This is a genomic window from Arcobacter aquimarinus, from assembly GCF_013177635.1.
Lineage (GTDB): Bacteria > Campylobacterota > Campylobacteria > Campylobacterales > Arcobacteraceae > Aliarcobacter > Aliarcobacter aquimarinus.
Map to the genome: position 1 here is coordinate 591,999 of NZ_CP030944.1, position 24,443 is coordinate 616,441.

Here is a 24,443-nt window from a genome sequence, read left to right on the forward strand (position 1 = left end):
AAAATAGATATATTATCTCTTTAATTTAAGAGATAGTATATTATAAAAATTAAATGAATAAAAAAAATATTTTAAATAAAAATAAATCTTTTAGTTTTATAAAAATAGATATAGAAAGTAAAAAAGATTTTTTTACTTTTAATCCTCAACAGCACGAATTGTATGAAATCGTATATATAACTAAAAATCAACTAAAATATAAAATTGATTTTCAAGAATTTGTATTAGAAAAAAATACTATATCTTTAGTAAAACCTTGGCAAATACATCAGTTACTAAAAGATGGTTTTTTAGAAGATTGTGAAGGATATATTTTTCATTTTTCGAAAGAATTTTTACCTCCAAATAGCATTATAAATGAATTATTTGAAGAAAACTCATTACCTGTTATTAAAATTCCTCATTCTATTTCAGAAAACTTAATTAATTTAATTTTAATGATAGAGAAAGAAGAAGATATACATAACAGAATTTCTTCTCATCTTTTTTGTTCAATTTTAGAATATATTTTAAAATTTAAAGAACCAGATGCAAACTTGTATTATAAAAATGAACGAATTTATAGTTTAATAAAATTAATCGATGATAATTATAAAACTGAAAAGAATACACAATTTTATGCAAATTATTTTGGAATAACAACTAAAAGATTAAATGAATTAACAAAACAATACTTAAATAAAACTCTTTTATCTTTGATTATTGACAGAAATATTATTGAGATTAAAAGACAATTATCATATTCAAATTTATCTATAAAAGAGATATCTGAAAAAATGGGGTTTAATAGCACTTCACATTTTTCAAAATTTTTTAAAAAATACTCAAACTATACACCTTCGGAATTTAAAGCCTTAAAAACAAAATTCTAAATGTACAAAATTTACAATAAATTGTATTTTTTTTATCTTGAATTGACTTAATATAAAACATATAATTACCAAAATTTCACTTTAGGAGTTATTTATATGAAAAAAATAGGTAAAGTTTTTTCTTTGTTAAGATATCCAGTTAAATCTATGCAAGGAGAAAATTTAAAACAAACTATAATCACTGAAAAAGGTTTATTAGGTGATCGCTCTTATGCATTAATTGATATAAAAAGTAAAAAAATAATAAGTGCTAAAAATCCTAGAAAATGGCCAAATATTTTTAAATATAGTTCAAGTTTTTTAGAAGAACCAACACTTAATAAAATTCCAAATATAGAGATTAAATTACCTGATAAATCAGTATTGTCAAGTTCCCAAAATGATATTAATGAAATATTATCTAAAAACTTTAATTCAGATATTAGACTATCCTCAAATGTTCCAAATGATGCAAAACTAGAAGGTTTATTTGATGATTCTATACTTGATGTTATTATGCCTGAAGGTACATTTTTTGATATTGGAATAATACATTTATTAACAACTTCAACTATATCTAAACTAGAAGAATTATATAAAGAAGGAGATTTTAATATTAATAGATTTAGACCAAATATTATTATTCAATTAGATTCAAAAGAAAAAGATTTTGTTGAAAATAACTGGGTAGGTAAAAAAATATATATAGGAGAAGAGGTTATTTTAAAAATAAAACAGTCAACAAGTAGATGTGTGATGACTACATTAGAACAAGAAAATTTACCAAAAGATATAAATATATTAAAAACCATTAAAAAAAGTAATGATGGAAAAGTAGGAATTTATGCAGATGTTATTAAAACAGGAATAATAAAATTAAACGATTCTATTTTGGTAGAAGAATAAGATACAAAAATGAAATATAATAATATTATAGAAATTGAATATAACGATTATATAAATGGTAAATCTATAAAAAAAGTGTTTGAATTAGAGAAAAATTTAATAAAAGAAGATTATTCTGAATCATCACTTTTTGTTTCAAAAGTTGAAGGTGAATCTATGCAACCTTTAATAAAAGATAATGCCTTCGTTATTGCAGATTTATCTAAGAAAGAATTTATAAATGAAGATATTTTTTTAATTTTCAAAGAAAATAAAATGTGGATAAAAAAAGCATTTATACTAAATGAAGAAGAGCTTTTTGTATCAATAAATCCAAAGTTTTCTCATTTAAAATATAAAAAAGAAGATTGTAGAATAATTGCAAAAGTTTTATTGTTTTTTAATGACGCTTAAAACTATTATATAAATAATATTTACAAGAATTACTCAAAAAGAATTATTTAGCTATAATCAATAAGCAAATATAAAAAGAAACGGAAAAACCAAAATGAATAAAAAACAAATAAACGAACACATTTATGTGGGAGAGTTAAATACTCTTGTAGTAAATAGAGTTAGTGAACCTGGAATCTACTTAATAAGTGGTGATGAAACGGAAGTATTATTACCAAATGCTTATGTAAATAAATCTATGGAAATAGGAAGTTCTTTAGATGTATTTATTTACACAGATAGTGAAGATAGACTTGTTTCAACTACACTAAAACCTTATGTATATTTATATGAATTTGGATTTTTAGAAGTAGTTGATAATATGAAGTTTGGCTCTTTTGTAGATATTGGATTACCAAAACATATTTTAGTTCCAAAAAATAAACAAAAGGGAACTTTTGAAGTAGGAAAAAGAAAAGTTTTACAACTTTTACTTGATGAAAAAACTAATAGATTGATAGCTTCTGAAAAATTTGAATTATTAAAAGAGATAAAAGATTTAGAGAAAAATACTGAGGTAGAAATAATTCTTTATTCAAAAACACCCCTTGGTTACAAAGTTATAGTAAATAATTCTTATGAGGGAATGATTTATCACACAGAAATTTTTGAAAATTTAAAAATAGGTGATAAACGAAGAGCTTATATAAAACAAATAAGAGCTGATAACAAACTTGATATCTCTTTACAAAAAATAGGTGTTAAGCCTTCAGGAGATAAAGTTTTTGATATATTAGTTCAAAGTGGTGGAAAGTTAGATTTTACTTATAAAAGTGAAGCTGATGAAATAAAAGAGAAATTTGGTTTAAGTAAAAAAGCTTTTAAAGCATCTTTAACAAAATTGATTGCTGAAGATAAAATAATCCTTGAAGAGAGTTGTATTAGAGTCAAATAGTAACATTTAAAAAGGATAAAACTTGATTGCAAATAATTAAGAGTAAATTTATCCTATTTAATTATAATTGCAAAATATTTTAAAAATTAAGGAAAATAAAATGGCAACAACAAAATTAAAAGGTAATGAAGTTACTTTAAGTGGTACAGATGTAAATGTAGGAGATATTGCTCCTGTTGTAACAGTAGTAGCTGGTGATTTATCAGATGTTCAAATTGGTGGACAAAATGGAAAAGCTCAAATCGTAGTAGTAGTTCCTTCTTTAGATACAGCTGTTTGTGCGGCTGAAACTAGAAAATTCAATGAAGAAGCTGCAAAAGTTGATAATGCTGAAGTAATCGTAGTTTCTATGGATTTACCATTTGCAATGAAAAGATTTTGTACAACTGAAGGAATCGAAAACTTAAAAGTTGGCTCTGATTTTAGAGCAAAAGCTTTCGCAAAATCTTATGGTGTTTTAATTTCAAGTGGAGCATTAGCAGGTGTTGCTTGTAGAGCTGTATTTGTTATTAATGCTTCTGGAAAAATTACTTATAAAGAAATTTGCCCTGAAATTACAGAAGAGCCAAATTATGAAGCAGCATTAAATGCAGCAAAAGATGCAACTTCAACTTCTTGTTGTGGAACTTGTCATTAATCATTAAAAAAAGTCACAATTTTGTGACTTTTTTTCTTCTTAACTTTAAACTTTCAAAACAGTAGTATAATAACAAACAGTAATTTTATTAATAGGAGTAATTATGCTAACAAATCTACTTAAATTTTTATTATTTTCATTTTTAAGTTTACAAACTTTAAATGCTTCATCTGTTGTGAATGATGGATTTGAAGAGTTAAAAAAAGGAAATGTTTTAGAAGCTGCGAATATTTTTTCAAATGCTTGTGATGCTGGTGCTAGTTCGGGTTGTTATAATTTAGGATTAATGTATTACAAAGGTAAAGATATAGCTCAAAACTATCCAAAAGCGGCAGAATTTTTCACAAAAGCTTGTGATGATGGGCATAATACGGCTTGTTATAATTTAGCTTATATGTATCAAAATGCTCAAGGTGTAAGACTTGATTCTTTAAAAGCATTAGAACTTTATAAAAAAACTTGTCAAGCAGGAGTAAATGCAGCTTGTTACAATATAGCAAATATGTATGAAATTGCCGATGGAATAGAAAAAGATTTATTTAAAACAGTTGAATATTTAGTAAAAGCTTGTAATTTAAACCATTCAAAAGCTTGTTATAATTTAGCAGTAAAATATAATAATGAAGATGGAGTTGAAAAAAATCCATTAAAAGCTGCAAATTTATACGAAAAGTCTTGTGATTTAGGTTATTCAAATGCTTGTTATAATTTAGGTGTTATGTATTTAAATGGTGAGTATTTTACAAAAAATCAAGATTTAGCTTCTTCATTATTTAAAAAAGCTTGTGATATGAATTTGGATATTGCTTGTGAAGCGTATAAAAATTTAAATAATTAAAAAATCTTGTTTTAAATCAATGTTTTGATTTTTTATAACAGCTAAAATCTTCTAAAATTTTAGGAGATTTTATGTTGTTAGCTTGGTATAAAAGGTTTTCTTCCCAACCACATCAGCCATTTTTTACAAGTGGTATTTTGTTTTTTTTACTTTTTATGATTTTATTTATTTTTTCATATTCAAATATTTTGTTTTTAGATAAATCTGTTTTAACTTATCATGCATATACTTTGATATTTGTAGTATTTATTCAGTTTTTTTTAGGATTTTTATTTGTTGTTTTTCCAAGATTTTTGATGCAAGCAGAGATTTTAGAAAAAGAGTATATGCAACAATTTTTTATTTATTTTTTCTCAAGTTTTGGAATATTTCTAAGTTTAATTTTTTATTCAGAAATCACTTTTTTATTTCAAATTTGTTTATTGATTGCTCAAACTCTAAGTTTTAAACTACTTTATTCTATTCATAAAAAAAGTGTAATTCAAGTAAAAGATGACACAAAGTGGATTTTAATAGCTTTATTTGTAGGGCTTATTTCACATTTTTTATTTATTGTTTCAAATATAGATTTTAAATATTCATATTTTATTTCAAAAATAGCAATAAATAGTGGATTTTATATCTTTTTATTTATGATAGTTTTTACTATCTCTCAAAGAATGATTCCATTTTTTACCACAGCAAAAGCACCAAATTATAAAATTAATAAAAGTTCAAAACTTCTTGAAATAATCTTTTTTTTATTGATTCTAAAAGTAATAATTTTATCTTTTGATAATCCTAAATTAAATCTAATAAGTGATATTCCTTTTTTCATAATAGTTACAAAAGAGCTTATAAAATGGAAGCTTCCAATATTAAAAGTTCCTGCTATTATGTGGGTTTTATATATTGGGCTTTATTGGATTCCTATTGCTTTATTTATATCAATTATTGAGAGTTTGATGGCTTTTTATGATTCTTCATTTTATTTTGAAAAAGCTGTGATTCATACTATTGCTTTAGGATATTTTGTTACACTACTAATAGGTTTTGGGACTAGGGTTATTTTAGGACATTCAGGAACGACTCCTTTTGCAAACAAATTTGCAATATTTATATTTATTGTAATTCAGTTTGTAACAATACTTAGAATTTTCTCATCTTTTAGTATGAATTTTGCTTTTGATTATCAAACTTTTATTAATTTAACAGCAATTGTTTTAGTAATAATTTTACTTTTATGGTCAAGTAAATATGTAAAAATTTTATTAAAAGGGAAATAGATTTTATATAAACACATCCTTTACAAAAAACTTTTATAATTGCACCAAGATTAAAAAAGGATGTGTTAAATGAATATCATTAAAAAAAAATCTTGGCAAATAAATGAAAATTTAGTAACACCAAAAGAGTTATTTGAAAAAAGAAGAAATTTTATAAAACTTGGTGCTGCTGCTCTTGTTTCAACTGGTTCAATAATGCAACTTTTAGCAAATGAGAAATTACCTGTACAAACTTTAAAATATATAAAAGATGAAAATAAAAATAATTTAAAATTAAATAGTTATGAACAAATAACTTCTCACAATAATTTCTATGAATTTACAACAAATCAAAGTGCTGTAAAACATATGGCTCATACTTTAAAAACTGAAGATTGGAGAGTGAAAATTGATGGTTTAGTTGAAAATCCTATGGAGATTAATTTAGATGATTTAACAAAAATGTTTCAATTAGAAGAGAGAATTTATAGATTTAGATGTGTTGAAGGTTGGTCTATGGTTGTTCCTTGGAATGGATTTTCTCTTTCTAGTTTAATAAAAAAAGTAAAACCACTTTCAAATGCAAAATATTTAAAGTTTGAAACTTTGGTTGACTCAAATTCTTTTCCTGACCAAAAAAGTAAAATGTTTGCAGCTTTGGATTATCCTTATGTTGAAGGTTTAAGAATAGATGAAGCTATGAATGATTTATCATTTTTAGCTATTGGATTATATGGTGAAAATTTACCAAAGCAAAACGGTGCTCCAATTAGATTAGTAGTTCCATGGAAATATGGTTTTAAATCTATAAAATCAATAGTAAAAATATCATTTTTGGAAAATGAACCTTTAAATACATGGCAAAAAATGGCTTCAAATGAATATGGATTTTATGCAAATGTAAATCCAAATGTTGACCATCCAAGATGGTCTCAAAAAAAAGAGAGAGTTTTAGGAAGTTTCTTAAAGCAAAACACTTTGATGTTTAATGGTTATGAAAATGAAGTAGCATCTTTATATGCTGGTATGGATTTAAGAAAGAATTTTTAATGAAAAGATTAGTTATATATTTAGTCACCTTTTTACCTTTTGTTTATTTATCAACTAGACTATTTATATTTGAAAATGTTAATGACCCAATTAAATATATTTATACAATAACAGGAGTAACAGCAACTGTTATTTTATTTTTTTCTATAATTATCTCTTTAATAAAAGAGAAAATAAATTTAATGAAATATCGAAAAGAAGTAGGGCTTATAGGATTCTTTTATAGTTTTTTACATCTTTTAAATTTTGTTATTTTTGATGCTTCTTTTGATTTGGTTTTTATTTTAGAACAAACTTTAGAAAAGCCTTTTATTTATCTTGGAATGATTGCTTTTTTTATACTTTTATTTATGGCAATTACATCTACAAAACTATTATTTAAAAAATACAATAAATATCATAGATTTGTTTATTTATCATTGATTTTAATTACAATTCATTGGATAATGGCTCAAAAATCTTTGAATATAGAACAAATTATATATATTATTATGATTTTAATTATTGTGTATTATAAACTTTATCAATATATTTTAAGAAATAACAGACTCAATATATAAATTTTAAAGAAAACTTATATAAGGTATAATATTTTTAATAAAATAAAAAAGGAAAGTTATGTCTTGTAAAAATTTATTAAAACTGCCAATAGTTTTGATTTTACTGCTTGTTTTTTGGGGATGTGAAAAAAAAGAAGAAAAAGAACTTGAAACTAAAGAGATAGAAAAAGTTGAAGTTGAAGTAAATAAAATAGTAAAAAAGGCATATCCTATTTGGGTTGATTTTTCAGGGAAAACTGAAGCTTTTAAAAATGTAGAAGTTACTTCAAGAGTTAGTGGAGAATTAAAAGAGATATATTTTAAAGCAGGAGATGAGGTAAAAAAAGATCAACTTTTGTTTAAAATAGATGATAGTCAATATAAAGCAATTTTAGAGCAAAAAATAGCTGGATTGCAAAAAGATGAAGCAAGTTTAAATCTTGCTATTTCAAATGTAAATAGATATAAACCTTTAGTAAAAGATGGTTTAGCTCCAAGAGAAAAATTAGATGAATTAATCGCCACTCAAAAACAGCTTCAAGCTGTAGTAAATGCAAGTAAAGCAAGTATAAAACAAGCTACTTTAGATGTTGAATATACACAAATTAAAGCAACAATTGATGGAAAAATTGGACAAAATCTTTTAGATGTTGGTAATTTAGTAAATGCAACTTCAACTGTTCTTACAAAAATTGTAGATTCTAAAAAATTATATGTTAATTTTAATCCAAGTGCTAATGAAGTATCTTTGATTAAAAAATATAAATCACAAGATAATCCAACAGTAAAAATAAAACTTGAAAATAATGACTCAATAGAATTAAAAGGAAATATTGATTTTATTGATAATACTACAAATCAATCAACAGGTACAGTTTTAATGAGAGCAATAATTGAAAATGAAGATAATATTATTTTCCCTGGAACTTTTGTTGAAATAAAACTATTTATAACAGATGAAATCCCAGTTATTGCCGTTCATCCAAATACTTTAGGACAAAACCAACTAGGAACTTTTGTTTATGTTGTTAATGCAGAAAATAAATTGGAAATAAGACAAGTAGAAATTCAATATAGTAATGAAGATATTGCAATAATAAAAAGTGGTTTAAATGAAGGTGATGATGTAGTTGTAAGTGATATTACAAAACTTGGAAATGGAATAGCAGTTAATTCTACTGTTGTAGAAAATAAAATTAAAAATTAGGATTATAAAATGTTTTCAATATTTTTTATAAAACGTCCTATTTTTGCAAAAGTTATCTCAATTTTTATTGTAATAGTAGGATTAATAGCTCTTTATTCTCTACCTGTTGCTCAATTTCCTCAAATCACTCCACCAACTATTCAAGTTAGTGCTAAATATACAGGTGGAAGTGCTGATGCTGTTGAAAATTCAGTTACAAGAGTTTTAGAAGAGCAGTTAAATGGTGTTGAAGGTATGATTTATATGGATTCAACTTCTTCATCAGATGGAAATTCTACAATAAATTTATATTTTGAAACTGGATATGATTTAAACATAGCTGCTATTGATGTACAAAATAGAGTAACTTTAGCAACTCCTAGTTTACCGGATAGTGTAAAACAGCAAGGGGTAACAACAAAGAAAAAATCTACTTCTATGGTACAAATCTTGACTTTAAAATCAGATGAGCCTTTACATGATGCTCTGTTTTTATCAAATTTTGCAAGTTTAAATATTGTTGAAGAGTTAAAAAGAATAGATGGAATAGGAGATGTTCAAAATCTAGGAGAGAGAAAATACTCTATGAGAATTTGGATTAATCCTGATAAATTATCAAATTTAGGACTTAATGTAAATCAAGTATCAAATGCTATAAAAGAACAAAATCTTCAAGTAGCACTTGGAACTATAGGTGCTTCTCCTATTGATACTTCAAATAAATTTCAATATACATTAACTTCAAAAACAAGATTAACTTCTCAAAAAGAGTTTGAAGATATTATTATAAAAGAGAATAGTGATGGAAGTAAAGTAAGAATAAAAGATATTGCAAGGGTTGAATTAGGAGCAGAAAATTATGCTTGGAGTGCAACTTTAAACAATAATCCAACAGCATTATTAGGAATTTATCAACTTCCAGGAGCAAATGCTTTGGATGTTGCAAAAAAAGTTGAAGAAAAAATAGATGAACTATCAAAAAGATTTCCTCAAGGTTTAAAAGTTGAAGCAACTTATGATACAACAAAGTTTGTTGAGGTATCTATAAAAGAAGTTATTATAACCCTTTTTGAAGCTCTAGTTTTAGTTTTATTTGTTGTATATTTCTTTTTACAATCATTTAGAACAACTATTATTCCAGCTATTGCAATTCCTGTATCTTTAATAGGAACTTTTGCCTTATTAATAGCTATGAATTTTTCTATTAATACTTTAACTCTTTTTGGTCTTATTTTAGCAATTGGTATTGTTGTTGATGATGCAATTATAGTAGTTGAAAATGTTGAGAGTAATCTAGAAAGAAATCCTAATATTAGTCTAAAAGATGCAACTACAAGTGCTATGAAAGAAGTTTTCGCACCAGTTATTTCTACTACTTTAGTTTTATTAGCTGTATTTGTTCCTGTTACTTTTATTCCTGGAATTTCAGGTGCTTTATACCAACAATTTGCCCTTACAATAGCCTTTGCTGTAATAATTTCATCAATAAATGCACTAACTTTATCACCTGCTTTATGTGCTACTATTTTGAGAAGAAAAAAACAAAACGATAAAAAGAATTTTATTTTTACAGCTTTTGATAATGCTTTAGATAGATTTAAAATAGTTTATGAAAGTTTTTTAAGAAAGTTAATTAAATTTTGGTATGTTGTAGTACTTATTTATATTTTATTATTAGGTGCTACATATTTTGTATTTAAAGTATTACCAACTGGATTTATTCCTGATGAAGACCAAGGAACACTTCTAGCCTCTGTATCATTACAAGCTGGTACAACTTTAAATGTTAGTGAAGAAGTTAGTAAAAAAGTAACTGAAATTATCAAAAATACAGAAGGTGTAAAAGATGTTTTAACAATTACTGGATTTAGTGTAATTACAGGAGCAATTGATTCTTCAACTGCAACTATATTTATAGTTCTTGATGATTGGGAAGATAGACAAAGTGAACAAACATCAATAAAAGCAATTACAGATTCTATAAATCAAAAAGCAAATGAACAGATAAATAATGCAAGTGTTAGAGTATTTAATATGCCTTCAATTCCTGGACTTTCAGCAGTTGGTGGTTTTGAGTTAAAACTACAAAATTTATCAGCTATGCCAATAGCTGAATTTGAATCTTATGCAAAAGATTTTATTACAAAATTAAATGAGGATAAAGCAATTATGATGGCATATACTTCATTTAATAGTAGTTATCCTCAATATTATGTGGATATAAATAGAGATAAAGTTTCAGCTTTAAATATAAAATTAAATGATGTTTTCTCTGTTTTACAAAGTTATTTGGGTTCTTTATATGTAAATGATTTTAATAAATATGGAAAAACATATAGAGTTTATATTCAAGCTGATCAAAATTTTAGATCAAACAAAAATTCAATTGAAAACTATTTTGTTCAAAATAAAGATGGAGAAAATGTTCCTTTAAGCACTATTGTAGATATAAAACAAGTAAGTGGAGTAAATACAATCACTCATTTTAATTCATATCAAAGTATCGCAATAAATGGTATTCATAATATCAAAGAAGGATATAGTTCAGGAGATGCTATAAAAGCCTTAGAAAAGATAGCTCAAGCAAACTTACCAAGCACTATTGGTTATGAATTATCAGGAATGAGTTTACAAGAAAAAGAAGCAGGAAATGCAGCTGTTTATATTTTTTTATTATCACTTTTAATGGTATTTCTATTCTTAGCTGCACAATATGAATCTTGGATGATGCCTTTGATGATTATGTTACCAATTCCTGCTGTTATGTTTGGAGCTTTGGGAGCTAATATGTTTGCTGGTTTATTAAATAATACATATACTCAAATAGGGTTGGTTTTATTAATAGGAATGTCCTCTAAAAATGCTATTTTGATTATAGAATTTGCAAAAGAATTAAGAGAAAAAGGTGAAACTATCATAGATGCTGCTATAAAAGCTTCTATTTTAAGATTAAGAGCCATTTTAATGACAATTTTTTCTTTTTTATTAGGAATTTTACCTTTAGTATTTGCAAGTGGAGCTGGTGCTGTTTCAAGACAATCCTTAGGTACAGCTGTTTTTGGAGGGATGATAATGTCTACAATATTAACTTTACTTTTAACACCGATTTTATTTGTAATTTTACAAAGATTAAGAGAAAGAAAAAATAATAGTGAGGAAATAAAAAATGTTTAAGAAAAAAAGAGTAATTTCATCAATTTGTGCGATTTTTTTATTTTCAAATTTAAATGCTAAAGATGTTTTGCTTGAAGAGTTGATAAATACAGCTATCCAAAACAATAGTAATATAAAAATAAGTAAATATAAAGAAGAGATAAAAGATGCAAATTATGAAAATAGTAAAGCAGCTTATCTCCCAAGAGTATCTGCCGTAGGTGAGGTGGCTAAATATGATATTAAAGGAAGTAATTCAAATCAAGTTGAAGATAATGTAACAGGTTTTAGTCTAAGTGCAAATCAATTAATATATGATTTTGGAAAAACCTCAAATATTATTGATTCAGCTAAAGAGGATTATCTTGCTTCAAATTTTGAAACGGTAAAAAATATATCTTTTACAGTTTTAAAAATAAAAGAGGCTTATTATGATATTTTGAGTAGTTTTCAGCAAATAAATCTAGCAGAAGAATCAATTAAAATAGATGAATTACATTTAATTCAAGCTGAGAAATATTATAAAGCAGGAGTTCGAACACTTATTGATGTTACAGATGCACAACTTAAATTGTCAAATTCAAAACTTGAATTAATTCAAGCTCAATACAATCTAAAAAATGCCCAAACTAAACTAATTTCTATTTTAGGTGTTGATGAAACCAAAAAAATAGACATTAAAAATGCTCAAGAAATTACATCTTTAGCAAAGAGTTTAGAAATGACTAATTTACAATTAGAAAATCTTTTAAATAAAGGATATGAAAATAGACCTGAATTAAAAATGTTTGAAAAACAGATAAATGCTCAAAAATTAAAACTAAAAAGTAATAAAGCAGAATACTATCCAAGAGTAGATTTTGATGCAACATATAGTGATAAAGATTCAGATAAAATTGCAAGTGTAGATGTTAGACAAGCAACAGCTGGAGTTTATTTGAAATGGGATTTATATACAGGCGATTCAACTCAGGCAAATATAAAAAGTTCACTTGCTAGTTTAAATAGTTCAAAACAGCAATTAATTCAAGAAAAATTACAAATAAAAGAAGATATAACAAACGCTTATTTCAAATTAAAAGAGAGTGAAGAGAGCATAAACATAGCTCTTTTAAGTGTAGATTTGTCCACTGTTAAACTTGATTTAGCAAATAAAAGATATCAAGCTGGATTAAATGATTTAGTTGAATTAAATGAATCAAAACTTCAATACACACAAGCTAAAAGTAATCTTATAAATACTTATTATAGCTATCTAAGTTCAAAAGCAAATTTAGATTATGCAATAGGAGTTATTTATTAATAAAATTATCAAGTTAACTCTTTGTTAAAATCTTCCCTTGTTTTGGGCAGATTCTAACAAAATTGTGCCAATTTTGTGTCCATAGTATCTAAGAAAGTAACTTTTTTGTGTCTATTAACTTTTAGATATTTAGAATATTTTGTTCTAGTTGTATTTGATGACTTATGACCCATCATTTGTGCAACCCATAATTCATTTTCTCCATTTGAAAGCATATTACTTGCAAAAGAGTGTCTTAATTGATAGATACTTCTATATTTTATATCAGCTTCTTTTAAAATTCTTTTCCAAGTATAAGCTAAAGAAGAACTTGAATTATAAGGTTTTAAATCAACACTTAAAAATACATACTCTCCAAGTCCAGTAAATTTTCTTTGTGCAAGTAAATGATTTTCACACTGAGTTATCATATCAATCACTCTTTCACTTGATTTTGTTTTTGGAGATTGTTCAATTCCTGATGTTATAGTTCTTTTTACACTAATTGTTTTATCAAGAAAATCTATATCTTCCCATTTTAAACCAATTACTTCTCCAATTCTCATTCCAGAGTAAAAAGCAACAGCAATTAAATTTTTAACTCTATTTGGAGATACTTCAATTATTTTGTTTATTTCATCAATAGTAAAAGGCATAATTGTATATTCACTATTTGTTTTGGGTCTTTTTATTATAAAAGGTGAAGATTCAATGTGTTCAAACAATATAGCTCTTTCAAAAGCAGGTTTTAAAATTGCCTCACAAGTTATAATTGTTCTTTTATCTTGAATAGTTTTATACCATTCAAAAACATCTTTAGGTTTAAAATCAGTTATTAAGATTTTATCAAAATAGGGAACAATCCTACTATGATATAAAGAATTATATGCTTTTAGTGAAGTCTTTTTTAAAGTAGTTTCTTTCTCTTTTAAAATTTCTTCACATAAATCCAAAATTGTTGGAACATCATTCTCTTTAACATCAAATTTTTTAAAGAACTCATCATTTTTAGCATAGCTTTCAAATAATTTACGATTTTCAACTGTATCAAGTAATTTTGTGGAAATTCTCATTCCATTTTTTCTAACATACAGCATTCCGTTTCGATTGTAAAATTTCATTTTTGATTCTCCTTGAAACCAACAATCGCACTTTCTACAAAAATTATATTAACACGTTTTCCATTAATAGTTTTTTTATAATGGATATTTTGTTTTAATCTTCCATCATTCATCATTTGATAAAGTGTACTATCACTTATATCTAAATATTTTTTTACTCCATCTCTTTTTGTTAAATCAAGTTTTGGAGCAAGTCTATTTTCAATATTTAATATTTTTGAATTTAATGAATCTAATTTTTCTAATATATCAACAATTTTATTTAGATTTTCAAATGATATTTCCATTGTTTTAACTCTCCTTTCATTATCTGTTTAGGCAAGGGAAATAAATTCCCTTATTAATCTGTTTATACTTTTTTAAAAAGTATCAAAAATCTTGTTTTAAATTTAATTTTGATTATCTAAAACTGCATAGCTTCTTTACTTGATATATTTAAAAGTAAATTCCTCTTTTGTGCTTCTTTATAAGCTACCTGATAAATATGATTATCTCTTGTAGATAAGTGTTGTTTTTCACTTGTTTTATCTAAATAAACTAACAATTCATAATCACTTAAATTTGCAACAGTTTCAGTTCTAAGAGGTTTTATTAAACTTCCATCTTTGAATAATCTAAAGTTCTCTTTTTCATTTGTAGATTCATGGATTACATCAACTTCAATATAATCTTTTTTTAACTCTTTTGGAGTTGTTGTTTTATTAAATGTTTCTTTTGCTTTAAAATATAATTCATTTAGATATTCAGTATCTAAAGTTAAATTATTGATATATGCTTTTCTAATCAAGGCTATATATTCAAACTCAAATTTATTTTCATTATAGATTGATATTTTTCTTTTTAGTCTTTCTATTGGGAAAAAGTTTTGCATAAATTCATCTATATTAAAATCGTTTATGATTTCATTCCACAAAGGATGAATTTCTGCTTGATATTTATTATTTGATAAATTTGCACTGGAAACAGAATTTACATCAATTAATTTAATTTCATTCATTGAACTAATAAATAGATTTTTTAAATTAGCAAATAATTCATCTAATGAATTTATATTAAATTGTTTTAAATGTGTTCTATGTAATTCAAACTCTACATTAAAAATTGTTTCTTCTAAATTGAAGTTATGATTTAAAAAATATTCATTCATAATTTCAAACTTTTTAGATTTTTTTAGTTCTAATGATTTATTATAAATTCTTAGTTTAAATGGCTCTTTACCTATATAAATAGTTTGAGTGTTATTTGCATCTCCAATTTCATTAATAGTAGAGTATTTTCTTTTTCTAGTAACAAACATATCTTTTTTTATAAAAGATAAATCATATTGAATAAAACAATTTATATCTACTCTTGTTACTGGAACATAAGAAGTTATATAATCACTTAAGTATTCTTGTAATAGTTTAATAATAGAACTAATACCAAAAGTATAAATACCATTTCCTTGAAGCTGTACTCTAATATCATTTAGTCCTCTATTTTTATATTTATCTTTGAATCCAATTCTAAAAAAATCATTAGAATCTTTAAACCAATAAAATCCCTCTTGTTTACCTAAAAAGTTTAATTGCATATCTTTTAGATTTATATATAAATCTTTGTTTTCAAACTCAATATCTTTCTTTTGAAATTTACCTTTTATATCTTCTAATTGGTCTAGAATTTCAAGGAACAAATCATCATAATTTTCATTAGTTTCAAAAAAGAAATAAAGAGTATCAATACCATATATTTTTTTTATGTTATTCATTTTTACCTCTTAAAAGTGTTTAAGAAAGGGGTGTTACTATAAACCCCTTTCAACTAATTATTTTTTTTCTTTTAAAAAGTGTCACGAAGAGAAAAATACACAGAAGAGCTCTGTGCTTTTTTTCTCTTCTTAGACACCATAGAAATTAAACTGTTTTGAGATGATTGCTACATCAACACTTATTTCTTTTGAAACTTTGTCTTTATACAAATCTATTTTTGAATCAGGAATAGAAATAGTATGTAATACTTTTGTAACAGACCCATTTGCTCTTTTTTCATCAACTAGAATTTGTAATTTAGCTTTTACTGGAGTTGCTAATGATTCTCCATCTTTTTTATATTCTGATTTTTCTATTATGTTTAATAGAATGCCTTTTAATGTAAGCATGTTTTTTCCTTTGTAAGTTTAAATTTACAAAGAGCTCTTTGTTTTTTATATCAATTGATAGGGGAAGTTTATTGGAAAGATTTTTTTAAAGATAGCAAATTTAACTAGTGAGTCACTAGTCAAATGTTATATCACTAAAAATAGGATGTTCTTGAAAGTTCTTTTTAGTTCTATATTCATATATTTCTATATTATTAAAAGGTGTTTTTATTTGTACTTCTTTTTTTATATGATTTTTTGTTAAATTTGATTTATATTCATAATCAAAAAAAGAATCAATTAAAGTATTTATATAATTTGCTAATGTTGTATAGGGGATGTTTTCATTTAATTGTAAAGATAAATTTATCAATGTTTTTTCTTTATATAATAAATATGAGGCAATCTTACAACTATTAAAAATATGAGTATCTTCAAGCTTTTTTGCAGAATTTAAATAAACTTGTTGATTATATAATGTTTCTAGTCCCTCTTTATCATCTAATAAAAAATTTTCTTTTTTTATATATTGCAATGAGTAATACATATAATTAACTTCTAAAGGATTTTTTTCAAAATTTTTATAGATATCAAGTAGTATTTCATTTGATTTAATGGGATTTAATTCTAATCCATCTTTTATTGTTTTAATTCTTGGAGTTATTGCATCAATAACTTTTGGATGAGGAGTTCTAGCAATTCCTTTTTCTAATATATTTTCAGATTCATTTAGTTCATGCCATTTGATTAAAGCTTCTAAATGTTGAAATATCTTAAATAAGAGAGTATTTAATCTATAAAATATTTTCTTTTCATCAATAATACAAGCTTTATCAAAATTTACTAATTCTTTAAAGACTTCAATTTGTTCATCTAAAAATTCATAATTATATTGTGATAATGTATTTTTTAAAGTTGAATCTATTTCTTTTTTTGAAGTAATTGGATGTAAAGTTTGAGCAATTTTAAATTGTTTAAATATTTGTTTTTTATAATCTGTATAATCAATTAAGCCCTCAAATTCTTTTAATTTATTTTCAATATAATTTTTAAATCCAAGTTCTACACTATTTGCTTTTATTATTTCATTATTGAATTTTTCTAATGTTTCTTTTGTTGATAATTTATACATTTGTAAATTGTAATAAAATAATAATTAAAGAATCTTTTTTATAGAATAATATTATAAAAAAGAATAAATTATAGGGTTAACATTATTAAAAAATTTACTTAACATATTAAAAGTCCAAATAATCTGTTCAAAAATAAATAAACCAACTTACTAAATAAGGCTCTGACCTATGCATCAAGAAATAATAAAAAAAATCCAAAGTATGAATGAAAATGATTTTACGAAAAAAATAATAATACCTTTATTTAAAAATTTAAATTATAATGCAAAATTTAATGGTGGTGTTTATGAAAAAGGAAAAGATGCGATATGTTGGAAATTTGATGAGTTCGATGAAATTGAATTTACAGTAATACAATCTAAAATGAAAAAGTTAGATGCAAAATCTAGTGGTAATAACTCAATGAGTACAGTTTTAAATCAAATGATTGAAGCAACTAATAATTTAATAGAACATACAGATGGGCAAAAATATAAACCCAAAACAGTATATTTTGTATCTCCTCAAGATATTGATGAAAAAGCTTTACAACAAAGATTTAATGATATTTCAACAATTAAACATCAAATTAAATTTTTAGATTTATCAAAACTGATTAAAGCTTTTGATAAATATTCAATGTGGGAACATATTTATAAATTATTTGAAAAAGATATCAAGAATATTAATAATATACTATCAAAAGAAATTGAGAATAAAGAACTTTATAATGCACTAGCCTATTTTAAAGATATAAACAAAGGAGTTTATTATTCTGATTTAGATATTACATATTTAAATAGTTTATTAGTAATACAGGTAACTAATCAAATCTCATTAAATAGTAATGAGTCCTATTTTATATTAGATAACAATGAATATATCGATTTTAAAAAATTTGTAAGTTCATTATTAACTGAATTACCTAATTTAAAAGAATTTATTAATTTCGAAAAAATTGAAAATATTCACAATTTAAGTAATGAAGAATTAAATATTGAGAAAATCAAGAACTTTAGAATAGAATTGAAAATTTTAGAAAAATTATTTAGAGATATAGATGAAATTAATCAAGAATACAATTTAATAAAAGATTCACTGTTTAGAAAAATAATAGATGATAGCATGATTTTTATTCTTGAACTAAACATAGAAGAACTTAAAGGGATTAATAATTATTCATCTTATATAAAATTAAAAAAACAAAATGAAATTAGAAAACTAAAAGATTTACTTAATAAAATTGAAGATAAATATAATAATGAAGTTACGTTATTAAAAGAATTAATACCTTTACTAATCAAATTTATTAATAAATATTATGAACTTTTAGAATTAAAAAAGAATTTAATTTTAATTACTGACTATTATTTTATTATTAACATAGAAAAGTTAAAGAAATATCTAAATAAGATTTTGATTTCTATAAATAATAAGGTACTAAAAAATAATACATTTATTGAAGGGATAAAAGAAATATTAGAATTCAAAAACAAGATTTATAATTTAGAAGTTTACTTAAAAGAGCTAAGTTTTATTTTTATAAAAAGTAAAAATACAAAAAATCAAAAAATAGAACACCACGTTAAAACAATATTAGATGAGGGTATAAATGTAGTAATAGAAGCAAATGCCGGTGCAGGGAAAACAACTACTCTACAACATTATTCTAAATTTGGTAATAAAAGTTCAATAAAAGTATTTATTCCATTAACAAAAGTTATAAATTTAATTTACAAAATTGAAGAACTAAATAGTTATGAGAAAAAAAAGAATGCCTTCTTAAATGCTATTTGTACATATTTTAGTTCTCAATCAGAATTAGTAACCTTTAATATGAACAATCTAATTGATTTATTCAATAATAAAAATTCAATCTTTTTATTTGATGGGTATGATGAAATATCAAATATTGCTCCATGGATAATTAATATAATTGAAGAATTAATTGAGAAATACAAAGTTATTATAGCTATATCATCAAGACCTGAATATATAAAAGATTTAAGAAAAGATTTTTTATTTGTTAAGCTACTTGATTTTAAAAAAGAACAGAGAGATAAATTTATAGATTCATGGTTAATAAATAAGCCACAAATAGCTAAAAAATTAAAAGAACATATTTATGAGTATAAAATTGAAGGGTTGTTAAATAACCCTCTCTCAGCAACAATATTTTGTAGGTTAGCAGAGCAAGATTATCCATTACCAATAACTGAAGCTGAAATGTATCATTATAGATTAGATTTACTTTTAGGAGAATATGATAAGCATAAACAAATTACAAGGAATCAAATTCCTAAATATACATTAGAAAAAATCGTTATTAAAATAGGTTTTATTTTTCACAAACATAATAAAAGAAGTATGTCAAAAGATGAAATATTATTTTATCTAGAAATAGAGTACAAATATAAGGATAAAAAAGAGCTTGAATGTATATTAGAGGAATTAATTAGTCCATGCAACATTCTTTTTGATGAATTTAATGATTCTAAATATACATTTGGACATTTAAGATATCAAGAATATTTAGTTGCAAAAGAATTTCAAAATAATAGAGGTCGGGAAATTGAACTTTATATAACTAATTCTTGGTGGAGAGGAGCTTTAATTCTATTTTCACAATTAACAGACAATATAAATTATTTAATTGAAGAATTAATTGAAAAAGTAATTGAAGAAGATATTGAAATTATTAACAAATATTTTGAAGTAATAAAGGAAATGATTGAAGTACGTCCCGATTCAAAAGAGAAAGAAGCCTTGTATAAATTATTGAATTATTACAAAATAGATAATTATAAAGAATCATTTAGAAAAATTATAAAAAGTTAATTTTAAATGAATTAGAGAAAGAAGAAGAATTAAGTAAATAAGAAAATATAATAAAATATATTTTAGTTATTCATATTATAATAATTTTTTCTTTTTTATATCTATTAGATAGAGAATAAATACTAAAAAATTGTTCCAAAAAAATCTCACCATTCCACAGCACTCATAATAGATTTTAAATATTAATAATCAGGTATTTTCTTAAATTTTTTAAACAGTTTTTTTATCATTAATATAAATGGTTGATTTATAGGGATTTTATTTAAATTAGTGCCAATTTTGTGCAAAACAAAAATCATAATCATCTAAAAAATTAAAGAAAAAACAAATTTTATAAATACGATATTTAGGTATGTAGAGGTCAATTTTGACACAGTTTAGGAATTAAATTTAGTGTGTCGATTTTGTGCAACTTTTTAATGTTTTAAAAGAATAATTTTAATAAAAGATTGAATAATAATTTTGTAAAAAGTGCGATTTTATGGTGTTTTAATATTTTGACTATATATTAAAATATAGTGTTAAGTTAACTCTTTGTTAATTATGTATTAGATTTTAGTTAATTATAAATTATTATAATTTTAACATAGATAGGTTGACGCAGCGACTTATTTATACCTAATGTTTTTAAGATAGATTTCTTAAATAGATAATTTTTTATGTTTCCTTGTGTGAAGAAGGATGTCTTTCCCCCAAACAGACATCCTTTTTTATTTTCAATCTCTCTTAATTCTATTATGATACTATTCCAAAATGATTAAACCTATAAAATACAAAATTAAATAAATCCTATGCCTTTATCAAATTTAAATCAAGAACAACTAGAAGCGGCAACTTGTCCTTATGGTTATAATCTTATAATAGCAAGTGCTGGAACAGGAAAAACATCTACTATAGTTGGACGAATAGCAAGTTTAATAAACAAAGGTGTTAAACCAAATCAAATACTACTTTTAACTTTTACAAATAAAGCAGCAGCAGAGATGGTAGCAAGAGTTGCAAAATTTTTTGGAAAAGATATAGCAAAGCAGATTATGGCAGGAACTTTTCATTCTGTTTCATATAAACTTCTTAAAGAATTGAATATAAATATTACTTTAAAACAGCCAAATGAATTAAAAACGCTTTTTAAATCTATATATGAAAAAAGAGTTTTTTTTGAAAGAGATGATGAAGCTTCTCCTTATGATGGTGGATATTTATATGATATGTACTCTTTGTATTTAAATTCAAATGATGGAGAAGATTTTGCATCTTGGATAAAGTCAAAAAATGCAAATCATGAAATTTATACTTTAATTTATGAAGATGTAGTTGCTGAATTTAATGAATTAAAAACCAAATATGGATATGTGAATTTTGATGATTTATTAACTACAATGCTTCAAATTCTAAAAGAAAAAGAGTTTGACTTTAAAGAAATTTTAGTAGATGAGTATCAAGATACAAATCCACTTCAAGGAAGATTACTTGATGGATTTAGACCAAAATCACTTTTTTGTGTAGGTGATTATGACCAAAGTATTTATGCTTTTAATGGTTCTGATATTGGAATTATTTCTACTTTTGTAAAAAGATATGAAAATGCAAAAGTTTTTACTTTAAGAAAAAATTATCGTTCAACTAAACCAATTTTAGATTTAGCAACAAAAGTTATTGAATATAATGAAAGAGTTTATGAAAAAAAATTAGAAGTTGTAAGAAAAGAGACAGAATATAAACCTAAGTTACTAGCTTTTAATGAACTTTTTTCACAATATGAATATATTTCTGAACTTATTTCAAAAAGTGAAACTCCACATAGTGAAATAGCTATTATTTATAGAAATAACTCTAGTGCTGATGGAATAGAAGCAAATTTAAGAGAGTTTTCAATTCCAGCACGTAGAAAAGGAGGAATGAGTTTTTTTGATTCAGTTGAAGTTAAATTTATACTTGATATTTTAGTAATGCAACTATCACACAATGATATGATGGCATTTATCCATATAGTTGAACATGGAAAAGGAATAGGAAAAGCTATCGCAAAAGATATTTTTGATGCACTTATAAAATTAGGTGATGGTGATTTATTAAAAGGATTTTTTCATCCAAGAGATGATATTAAAAATCCATATGAAAATGGAAAAATAAAAAATCAACAATTAGGACTTTTTGATGATTTTGTTGAATTAGGTTCTATTTCAAAATTTAAGGATTGTAATTTCGAAGAGGCTTTTTTAGGAAATCCAATATTAAAACATCCAAAATTAAATGTTGATGGTGGAAAATATCTTTATGATATTTATCTACTTTTAAAACAATTAAGAAGGTCAAAAAATCCAGAAACATTAATTGGAGGTATTATTTCATCTATGGCTTATTCAAAGTTAAAAGATTTTTTATCTACAAAACGAGCAACACAAAAAGATGGAACTATAAATCCAATGCAAAAAACAAAAGCCTTAGCAAAAATAAATAGAAAAGGTATGCTTTTAAAAAATCTATCAAGAAATTTCAACGACCTTTCAAAATTTATAAACTCAATGATTTTAGGTGGAAGTGAGATGAGTGAAGGAGAAGGAGTAAATCTACTTTCAATTCATGCTAGCAAAGGTTTGGAGTTCAAAGAAGTTTATGTAATAGATTTAATGGATGGAAGATTTCCGAATCGAAAACTTATGAGTAAAGGTGGAAGTATTGAAGAAGAAAGACGTCTTTTTTATGTTGCAGTTACAAGAGCAAAGGATATCTTATATCTATCTTACGCTAAATATGACAAAATAAAAAAGATGACTTTTGTTGCAAGTCCATTTTTGAAAGAGGCTGGAATGATAATAAAAGATTCTGAAGAGTCTTAAATTTAAGTCAAATATAATAGAATATAAATATTTTTTTTTAGGAAGAAAATGGAAAAATTTTTTTTAATAATTACAATTTGTACAATAATAATGACAGCTCCAATAATCTCAAAAATTGTTAAAGCACCTATTGTTGTTGTAGAGATAGTATTAGGAGTAATTTGCGGATATTTAGGGCTTATTTATGATGATGAAACTTTAAAGTTAGTAGCTAAATTTGGATTTGTTTATTTGATGTTTTTAGCTGGTTTAGAGATAAATTTTAAATTGGTAAAAGTGATAAAAGCTACTCTTGCTGTGAATGTTGTCCTATATTTTATCTTACTTTATACAATTTCAGCGCTTGTTTGTTGGGTGTTTGATTTAGGATTAACTTATTTTGTTGCACTACCAATATTCTCTTTAGGTATGATTATGATGCTTATTAAAGAGTATGGAAAAGAAGAACCATGGTTAAATTTAGCTTTATCTATAGGTGTTGTAGGTGAAGTAATTAGTATATTAGCACTTACTTTATTTAGTGGTTGGACAGAATATGGATTAAGTATAAGTTTTTTTGTTTCAATCCTTACAATAATAAGTGTTGTTATAGTTACTATATTACTTCTTAGACTTTCTTATATGATATTTTGGTGGTTTCCAGAACTTAAAAAGTTCTTGATTCCTGATACTCAAAATGATAAACATGACCAAGATATAAGATTTTCAATATCTTTACTTTTAATTTTGGTTTCAATAATGTTGATTTTGAAAATTGATGTTGTTCTTGGAGCTTTTACAGCTGGATTATTCTTTAAAATGTTTTTTAATCAAAAACATGAATTACTTGAAAAAATTGAATCTTTTGGATTTGGTTTTTTTGCACCAATATTTTTTATTTATACAGGTTCAACTGTAAAGCTTGATATGATTACTTATGATATTTTGGAACATGCAATTTTTATTATGTGTGCAATAATTTTTATAAGACTTATTAGTTCATATTTAGTTTTTTATAATTATTTAAAATTAAAACAAGCTACTCTTTTTGCATTGAGTGATTCTATGCCTTTAACATTTATGGTAGCAATAGCAATGCTTTCATTTAATTATGGATTGATTACTCAAGCTGAATATTTTTCATTTATTATAGCTAGTATGATAGATGGACTTTTTGTTATGATTTTAATTAGAAAATTATATAAAACTTTTAATCTCCAACCTCAAAAAATATTAAAATAATATTAAAATAATTTAAAAAAAAGATGAATAGTTATTCATCTTTTTTACTATTATAACTAAATAAAATATCTTAAATAACTCCCTATTATAGGTGCTACTTAAATGCTACAAATTTAGTATGATTTATTAGCATTGTATAAGAAAAATTAATATTTTAAGTTTTATTTTACCTTTTAATA

20 protein-coding genes are annotated in these 24,443 nt (G+C 24.1%); 15 read left to right on the forward strand and 5 right to left on the reverse strand.

Translation table 11 applies throughout. From position 1 onward, the window contains the following. The first annotated feature begins 53 nt into the window (after positions 1 to 53). The 12 genes from AAQM_RS02955 (at position 54) to AAQM_RS03010 (ending at position 13,034) form a co-directional block, all read left to right on the forward strand. The gene (locus tag AAQM_RS02955) at positions 54 to 872 is read left to right on the forward strand and encodes an AraC family transcriptional regulator (RefSeq protein WP_129096142.1); all 819 of its coding nucleotides are present in this window, start codon (positions 54 to 56) and stop codon (positions 870 to 872) included. A gap of 96 nt (positions 873 to 968) precedes the next feature. Beyond that, a complete protein-coding gene (locus tag AAQM_RS02960; protein ID WP_129096143.1) occupies positions 969 to 1,757 on the forward strand; it encodes an MOSC domain-containing protein in 789 nt (262 codons plus the stop codon). A 9-nt stretch (positions 1,758 to 1,766) separates the two neighbouring features. Then, on the forward strand, positions 1,767 to 2,150 hold the full coding sequence (locus AAQM_RS02965; RefSeq protein WP_129096144.1) for a S24 family peptidase: 384 nt from the start codon (positions 1,767 to 1,769) through the stop codon (positions 2,148 to 2,150). Positions 2,151 to 2,244: 94 nt separating this feature from the next. Beyond that, positions 2,245 to 3,084 carry a CvfB family protein gene (locus AAQM_RS02970; RefSeq protein ID WP_228254546.1) on the forward strand — a complete coding sequence of 280 codons (840 nt, stop codon included), beginning with the start codon at positions 2,245 to 2,247 and terminating at the stop codon, positions 3,082 to 3,084. A gap of 100 nt (positions 3,085 to 3,184) precedes the next feature. Then, the gene (prx-suh, locus tag AAQM_RS02975; protein ID WP_129096145.1) at positions 3,185 to 3,721 is read left to right on the forward strand and encodes a thiol peroxidase Prx-SUH; all 537 of its coding nucleotides are present in this window, start codon (positions 3,185 to 3,187) and stop codon (positions 3,719 to 3,721) included. A 103-nt stretch (positions 3,722 to 3,824) separates the two neighbouring features. Then, positions 3,825 to 4,559, forward strand: a complete 735-nt coding sequence (locus AAQM_RS02980; RefSeq protein ID WP_129096146.1) for a tetratricopeptide repeat protein — start codon at positions 3,825 to 3,827, stop codon at positions 4,557 to 4,559. A 71-nt stretch (positions 4,560 to 4,630) separates the two neighbouring features. Next, complete coding sequence (locus AAQM_RS02985; protein WP_228254547.1) at positions 4,631 to 5,824, forward strand: NnrS family protein; 1,194 nt, start codon at positions 4,631 to 4,633, stop codon at positions 5,822 to 5,824. Positions 5,825 to 5,893: 69 nt separating this feature from the next. After that, the gene (gene msrP / locus AAQM_RS02990) at positions 5,894 to 6,853 is read left to right on the forward strand and encodes a protein-methionine-sulfoxide reductase catalytic subunit MsrP (protein WP_129096147.1); all 960 of its coding nucleotides are present in this window, start codon (positions 5,894 to 5,896) and stop codon (positions 6,851 to 6,853) included. Next, on the forward strand, positions 6,853 to 7,413 hold the full coding sequence (locus AAQM_RS02995) for a ferric reductase-like transmembrane domain-containing protein (protein WP_171920644.1): 561 nt from the start codon (positions 6,853 to 6,855) through the stop codon (positions 7,411 to 7,413). Before msrP ends, AAQM_RS02995 begins: the two co-directional genes overlap by 1 nt. Positions 7,414 to 7,471: 58 nt before the next feature. Then, a complete protein-coding gene (locus tag AAQM_RS03000; RefSeq protein ID WP_129096251.1) occupies positions 7,472 to 8,599 on the forward strand; it encodes an efflux RND transporter periplasmic adaptor subunit in 1,128 nt (375 codons plus the stop codon). Between the two features lie 9 nt (positions 8,600 to 8,608). After that, entirely contained in the window at positions 8,609 to 11,752 is a 3,144-nt protein-coding gene (locus AAQM_RS03005) for an efflux RND transporter permease subunit (protein ID WP_129096252.1), read from the forward strand. Next, a complete protein-coding gene (locus AAQM_RS03010; protein WP_129096253.1) occupies positions 11,745 to 13,034 on the forward strand; it encodes a TolC family protein in 1,290 nt (429 codons plus the stop codon). The genes AAQM_RS03005 and AAQM_RS03010 overlap by 8 nt, the downstream gene beginning before the upstream one ends. A gap of 53 nt (positions 13,035 to 13,087) precedes the next feature. On the opposite strand, the gene AAQM_RS03015 is transcribed toward AAQM_RS03010, so the two are convergent. The 5 genes from AAQM_RS03015 to AAQM_RS03035 form a co-directional block, all read right to left on the reverse strand. Continuing rightward, a complete protein-coding gene (locus AAQM_RS03015; protein WP_129096254.1) occupies positions 13,088 to 14,134 on the reverse strand; it encodes a tyrosine-type recombinase/integrase in 1,047 nt (348 codons plus the stop codon). Beyond that, a complete protein-coding gene (locus AAQM_RS03020; RefSeq protein WP_129013668.1) occupies positions 14,131 to 14,421 on the reverse strand; it encodes a hypothetical protein in 291 nt (96 codons plus the stop codon). The genes AAQM_RS03015 and AAQM_RS03020 overlap by 4 nt, the downstream gene beginning before the upstream one ends. A 116-nt stretch (positions 14,422 to 14,537) precedes the next feature. After that, complete coding sequence (locus AAQM_RS03025; RefSeq protein WP_129096255.1) at positions 14,538 to 15,884, reverse strand: hypothetical protein; 1,347 nt, start codon at positions 15,882 to 15,884, stop codon at positions 14,538 to 14,540. Between the two features lie 129 nt (positions 15,885 to 16,013). Beyond that, on the reverse strand, positions 16,014 to 16,274 hold the full coding sequence (locus AAQM_RS03030; protein WP_129096256.1) for a hypothetical protein: 261 nt from the start codon (positions 16,272 to 16,274) through the stop codon (positions 16,014 to 16,016). Between the two features lie 115 nt (positions 16,275 to 16,389). Next, positions 16,390 to 17,385, reverse strand: a complete 996-nt coding sequence (locus tag AAQM_RS03035) for a hypothetical protein (protein WP_129096257.1) — start codon at positions 17,383 to 17,385, stop codon at positions 16,390 to 16,392. A 169-nt stretch (positions 17,386 to 17,554) separates the two neighbouring features. Here AAQM_RS03035 and AAQM_RS03040 point away from each other — a divergent pair, with 169 nt between their 5' ends. The 3 genes from AAQM_RS03040 (at position 17,555) to AAQM_RS03050 (ending at position 24,264) form a co-directional block, all read left to right on the forward strand. Next, positions 17,555 to 20,203 carry a hypothetical protein gene (locus tag AAQM_RS03040; protein ID WP_171920645.1) on the forward strand — a complete coding sequence of 883 codons (2,649 nt, stop codon included), beginning with the start codon at positions 17,555 to 17,557 and terminating at the stop codon, positions 20,201 to 20,203. A gap of 791 nt (positions 20,204 to 20,994) precedes the next feature. Continuing rightward, on the forward strand, positions 20,995 to 23,043 hold the full coding sequence (locus AAQM_RS03045; RefSeq protein ID WP_129096093.1) for an ATP-dependent helicase: 2,049 nt from the start codon (positions 20,995 to 20,997) through the stop codon (positions 23,041 to 23,043). A gap of 48 nt (positions 23,044 to 23,091) precedes the next feature. Then, complete coding sequence (locus AAQM_RS03050; protein WP_129096092.1) at positions 23,092 to 24,264, forward strand: cation:proton antiporter; 1,173 nt, start codon at positions 23,092 to 23,094, stop codon at positions 24,262 to 24,264. Positions 24,265 to 24,443 lie beyond the last annotated feature (179 nt).

What these genes read in the sequence shown, in the direction of transcription:
- AAQM_RS02955 (WP_129096142.1), top strand. Translation starts at nt 54, where the DNA reads ATGAATAAAAAAAATATTTTAAATAAAAATAAATCTTTTAGTTTTATA.
- AAQM_RS02960 (WP_129096143.1), top strand. Translation starts at nt 969, where the DNA reads ATGAAAAAAATAGGTAAAGTTTTTTCTTTGTTAAGATATCCAGTTAAA.
- AAQM_RS02965 (WP_129096144.1), top strand. Translation starts at nt 1,767, where the DNA reads ATGAAATATAATAATATTATAGAAATTGAATATAACGATTATATAAAT.
- AAQM_RS02970 (WP_228254546.1), top strand. Translation starts at nt 2,245, where the DNA reads ATGAATAAAAAACAAATAAACGAACACATTTATGTGGGAGAGTTAAAT.
- prx-suh (WP_129096145.1), top strand. Translation starts at nt 3,185, where the DNA reads ATGGCAACAACAAAATTAAAAGGTAATGAAGTTACTTTAAGTGGTACA.
- AAQM_RS02980 (WP_129096146.1), top strand. Translation starts at nt 3,825, where the DNA reads ATGCTAACAAATCTACTTAAATTTTTATTATTTTCATTTTTAAGTTTA.
- AAQM_RS02985 (WP_228254547.1), top strand. Translation starts at nt 4,631, where the DNA reads ATGTTGTTAGCTTGGTATAAAAGGTTTTCTTCCCAACCACATCAGCCA.
- msrP (WP_129096147.1), top strand. Translation starts at nt 5,894, where the DNA reads ATGAATATCATTAAAAAAAAATCTTGGCAAATAAATGAAAATTTAGTA.
- AAQM_RS02995 (WP_171920644.1), top strand. Translation starts at nt 6,853, where the DNA reads ATGAAAAGATTAGTTATATATTTAGTCACCTTTTTACCTTTTGTTTAT.
- AAQM_RS03000 (WP_129096251.1), top strand. Translation starts at nt 7,472, where the DNA reads ATGTCTTGTAAAAATTTATTAAAACTGCCAATAGTTTTGATTTTACTG.
- AAQM_RS03005 (WP_129096252.1), top strand. Translation starts at nt 8,609, where the DNA reads ATGTTTTCAATATTTTTTATAAAACGTCCTATTTTTGCAAAAGTTATC.
- AAQM_RS03010 (WP_129096253.1), top strand. Translation starts at nt 11,745, where the DNA reads ATGTTTAAGAAAAAAAGAGTAATTTCATCAATTTGTGCGATTTTTTTA.
- AAQM_RS03015 (WP_129096254.1), bottom strand. Translation starts at nt 14,134, where the DNA reads ATGAAATTTTACAATCGAAACGGAATGCTGTATGTTAGAAAAAATGGA.
- AAQM_RS03020 (WP_129013668.1), bottom strand. Translation starts at nt 14,421, where the DNA reads ATGGAAATATCATTTGAAAATCTAAATAAAATTGTTGATATATTAGAA.
- AAQM_RS03025 (WP_129096255.1), bottom strand. Translation starts at nt 15,884, where the DNA reads ATGAATAACATAAAAAAAATATATGGTATTGATACTCTTTATTTCTTT.
- AAQM_RS03030 (WP_129096256.1), bottom strand. Translation starts at nt 16,274, where the DNA reads ATGCTTACATTAAAAGGCATTCTATTAAACATAATAGAAAAATCAGAA.
- AAQM_RS03035 (WP_129096257.1), bottom strand. Translation starts at nt 17,385, where the DNA reads ATGTATAAATTATCAACAAAAGAAACATTAGAAAAATTCAATAATGAA.
- AAQM_RS03040 (WP_171920645.1), top strand. Translation starts at nt 17,555, where the DNA reads ATGCATCAAGAAATAATAAAAAAAATCCAAAGTATGAATGAAAATGAT.
- AAQM_RS03045 (WP_129096093.1), top strand. Translation starts at nt 20,995, where the DNA reads ATGCCTTTATCAAATTTAAATCAAGAACAACTAGAAGCGGCAACTTGT.
- AAQM_RS03050 (WP_129096092.1), top strand. Translation starts at nt 23,092, where the DNA reads ATGGAAAAATTTTTTTTAATAATTACAATTTGTACAATAATAATGACA.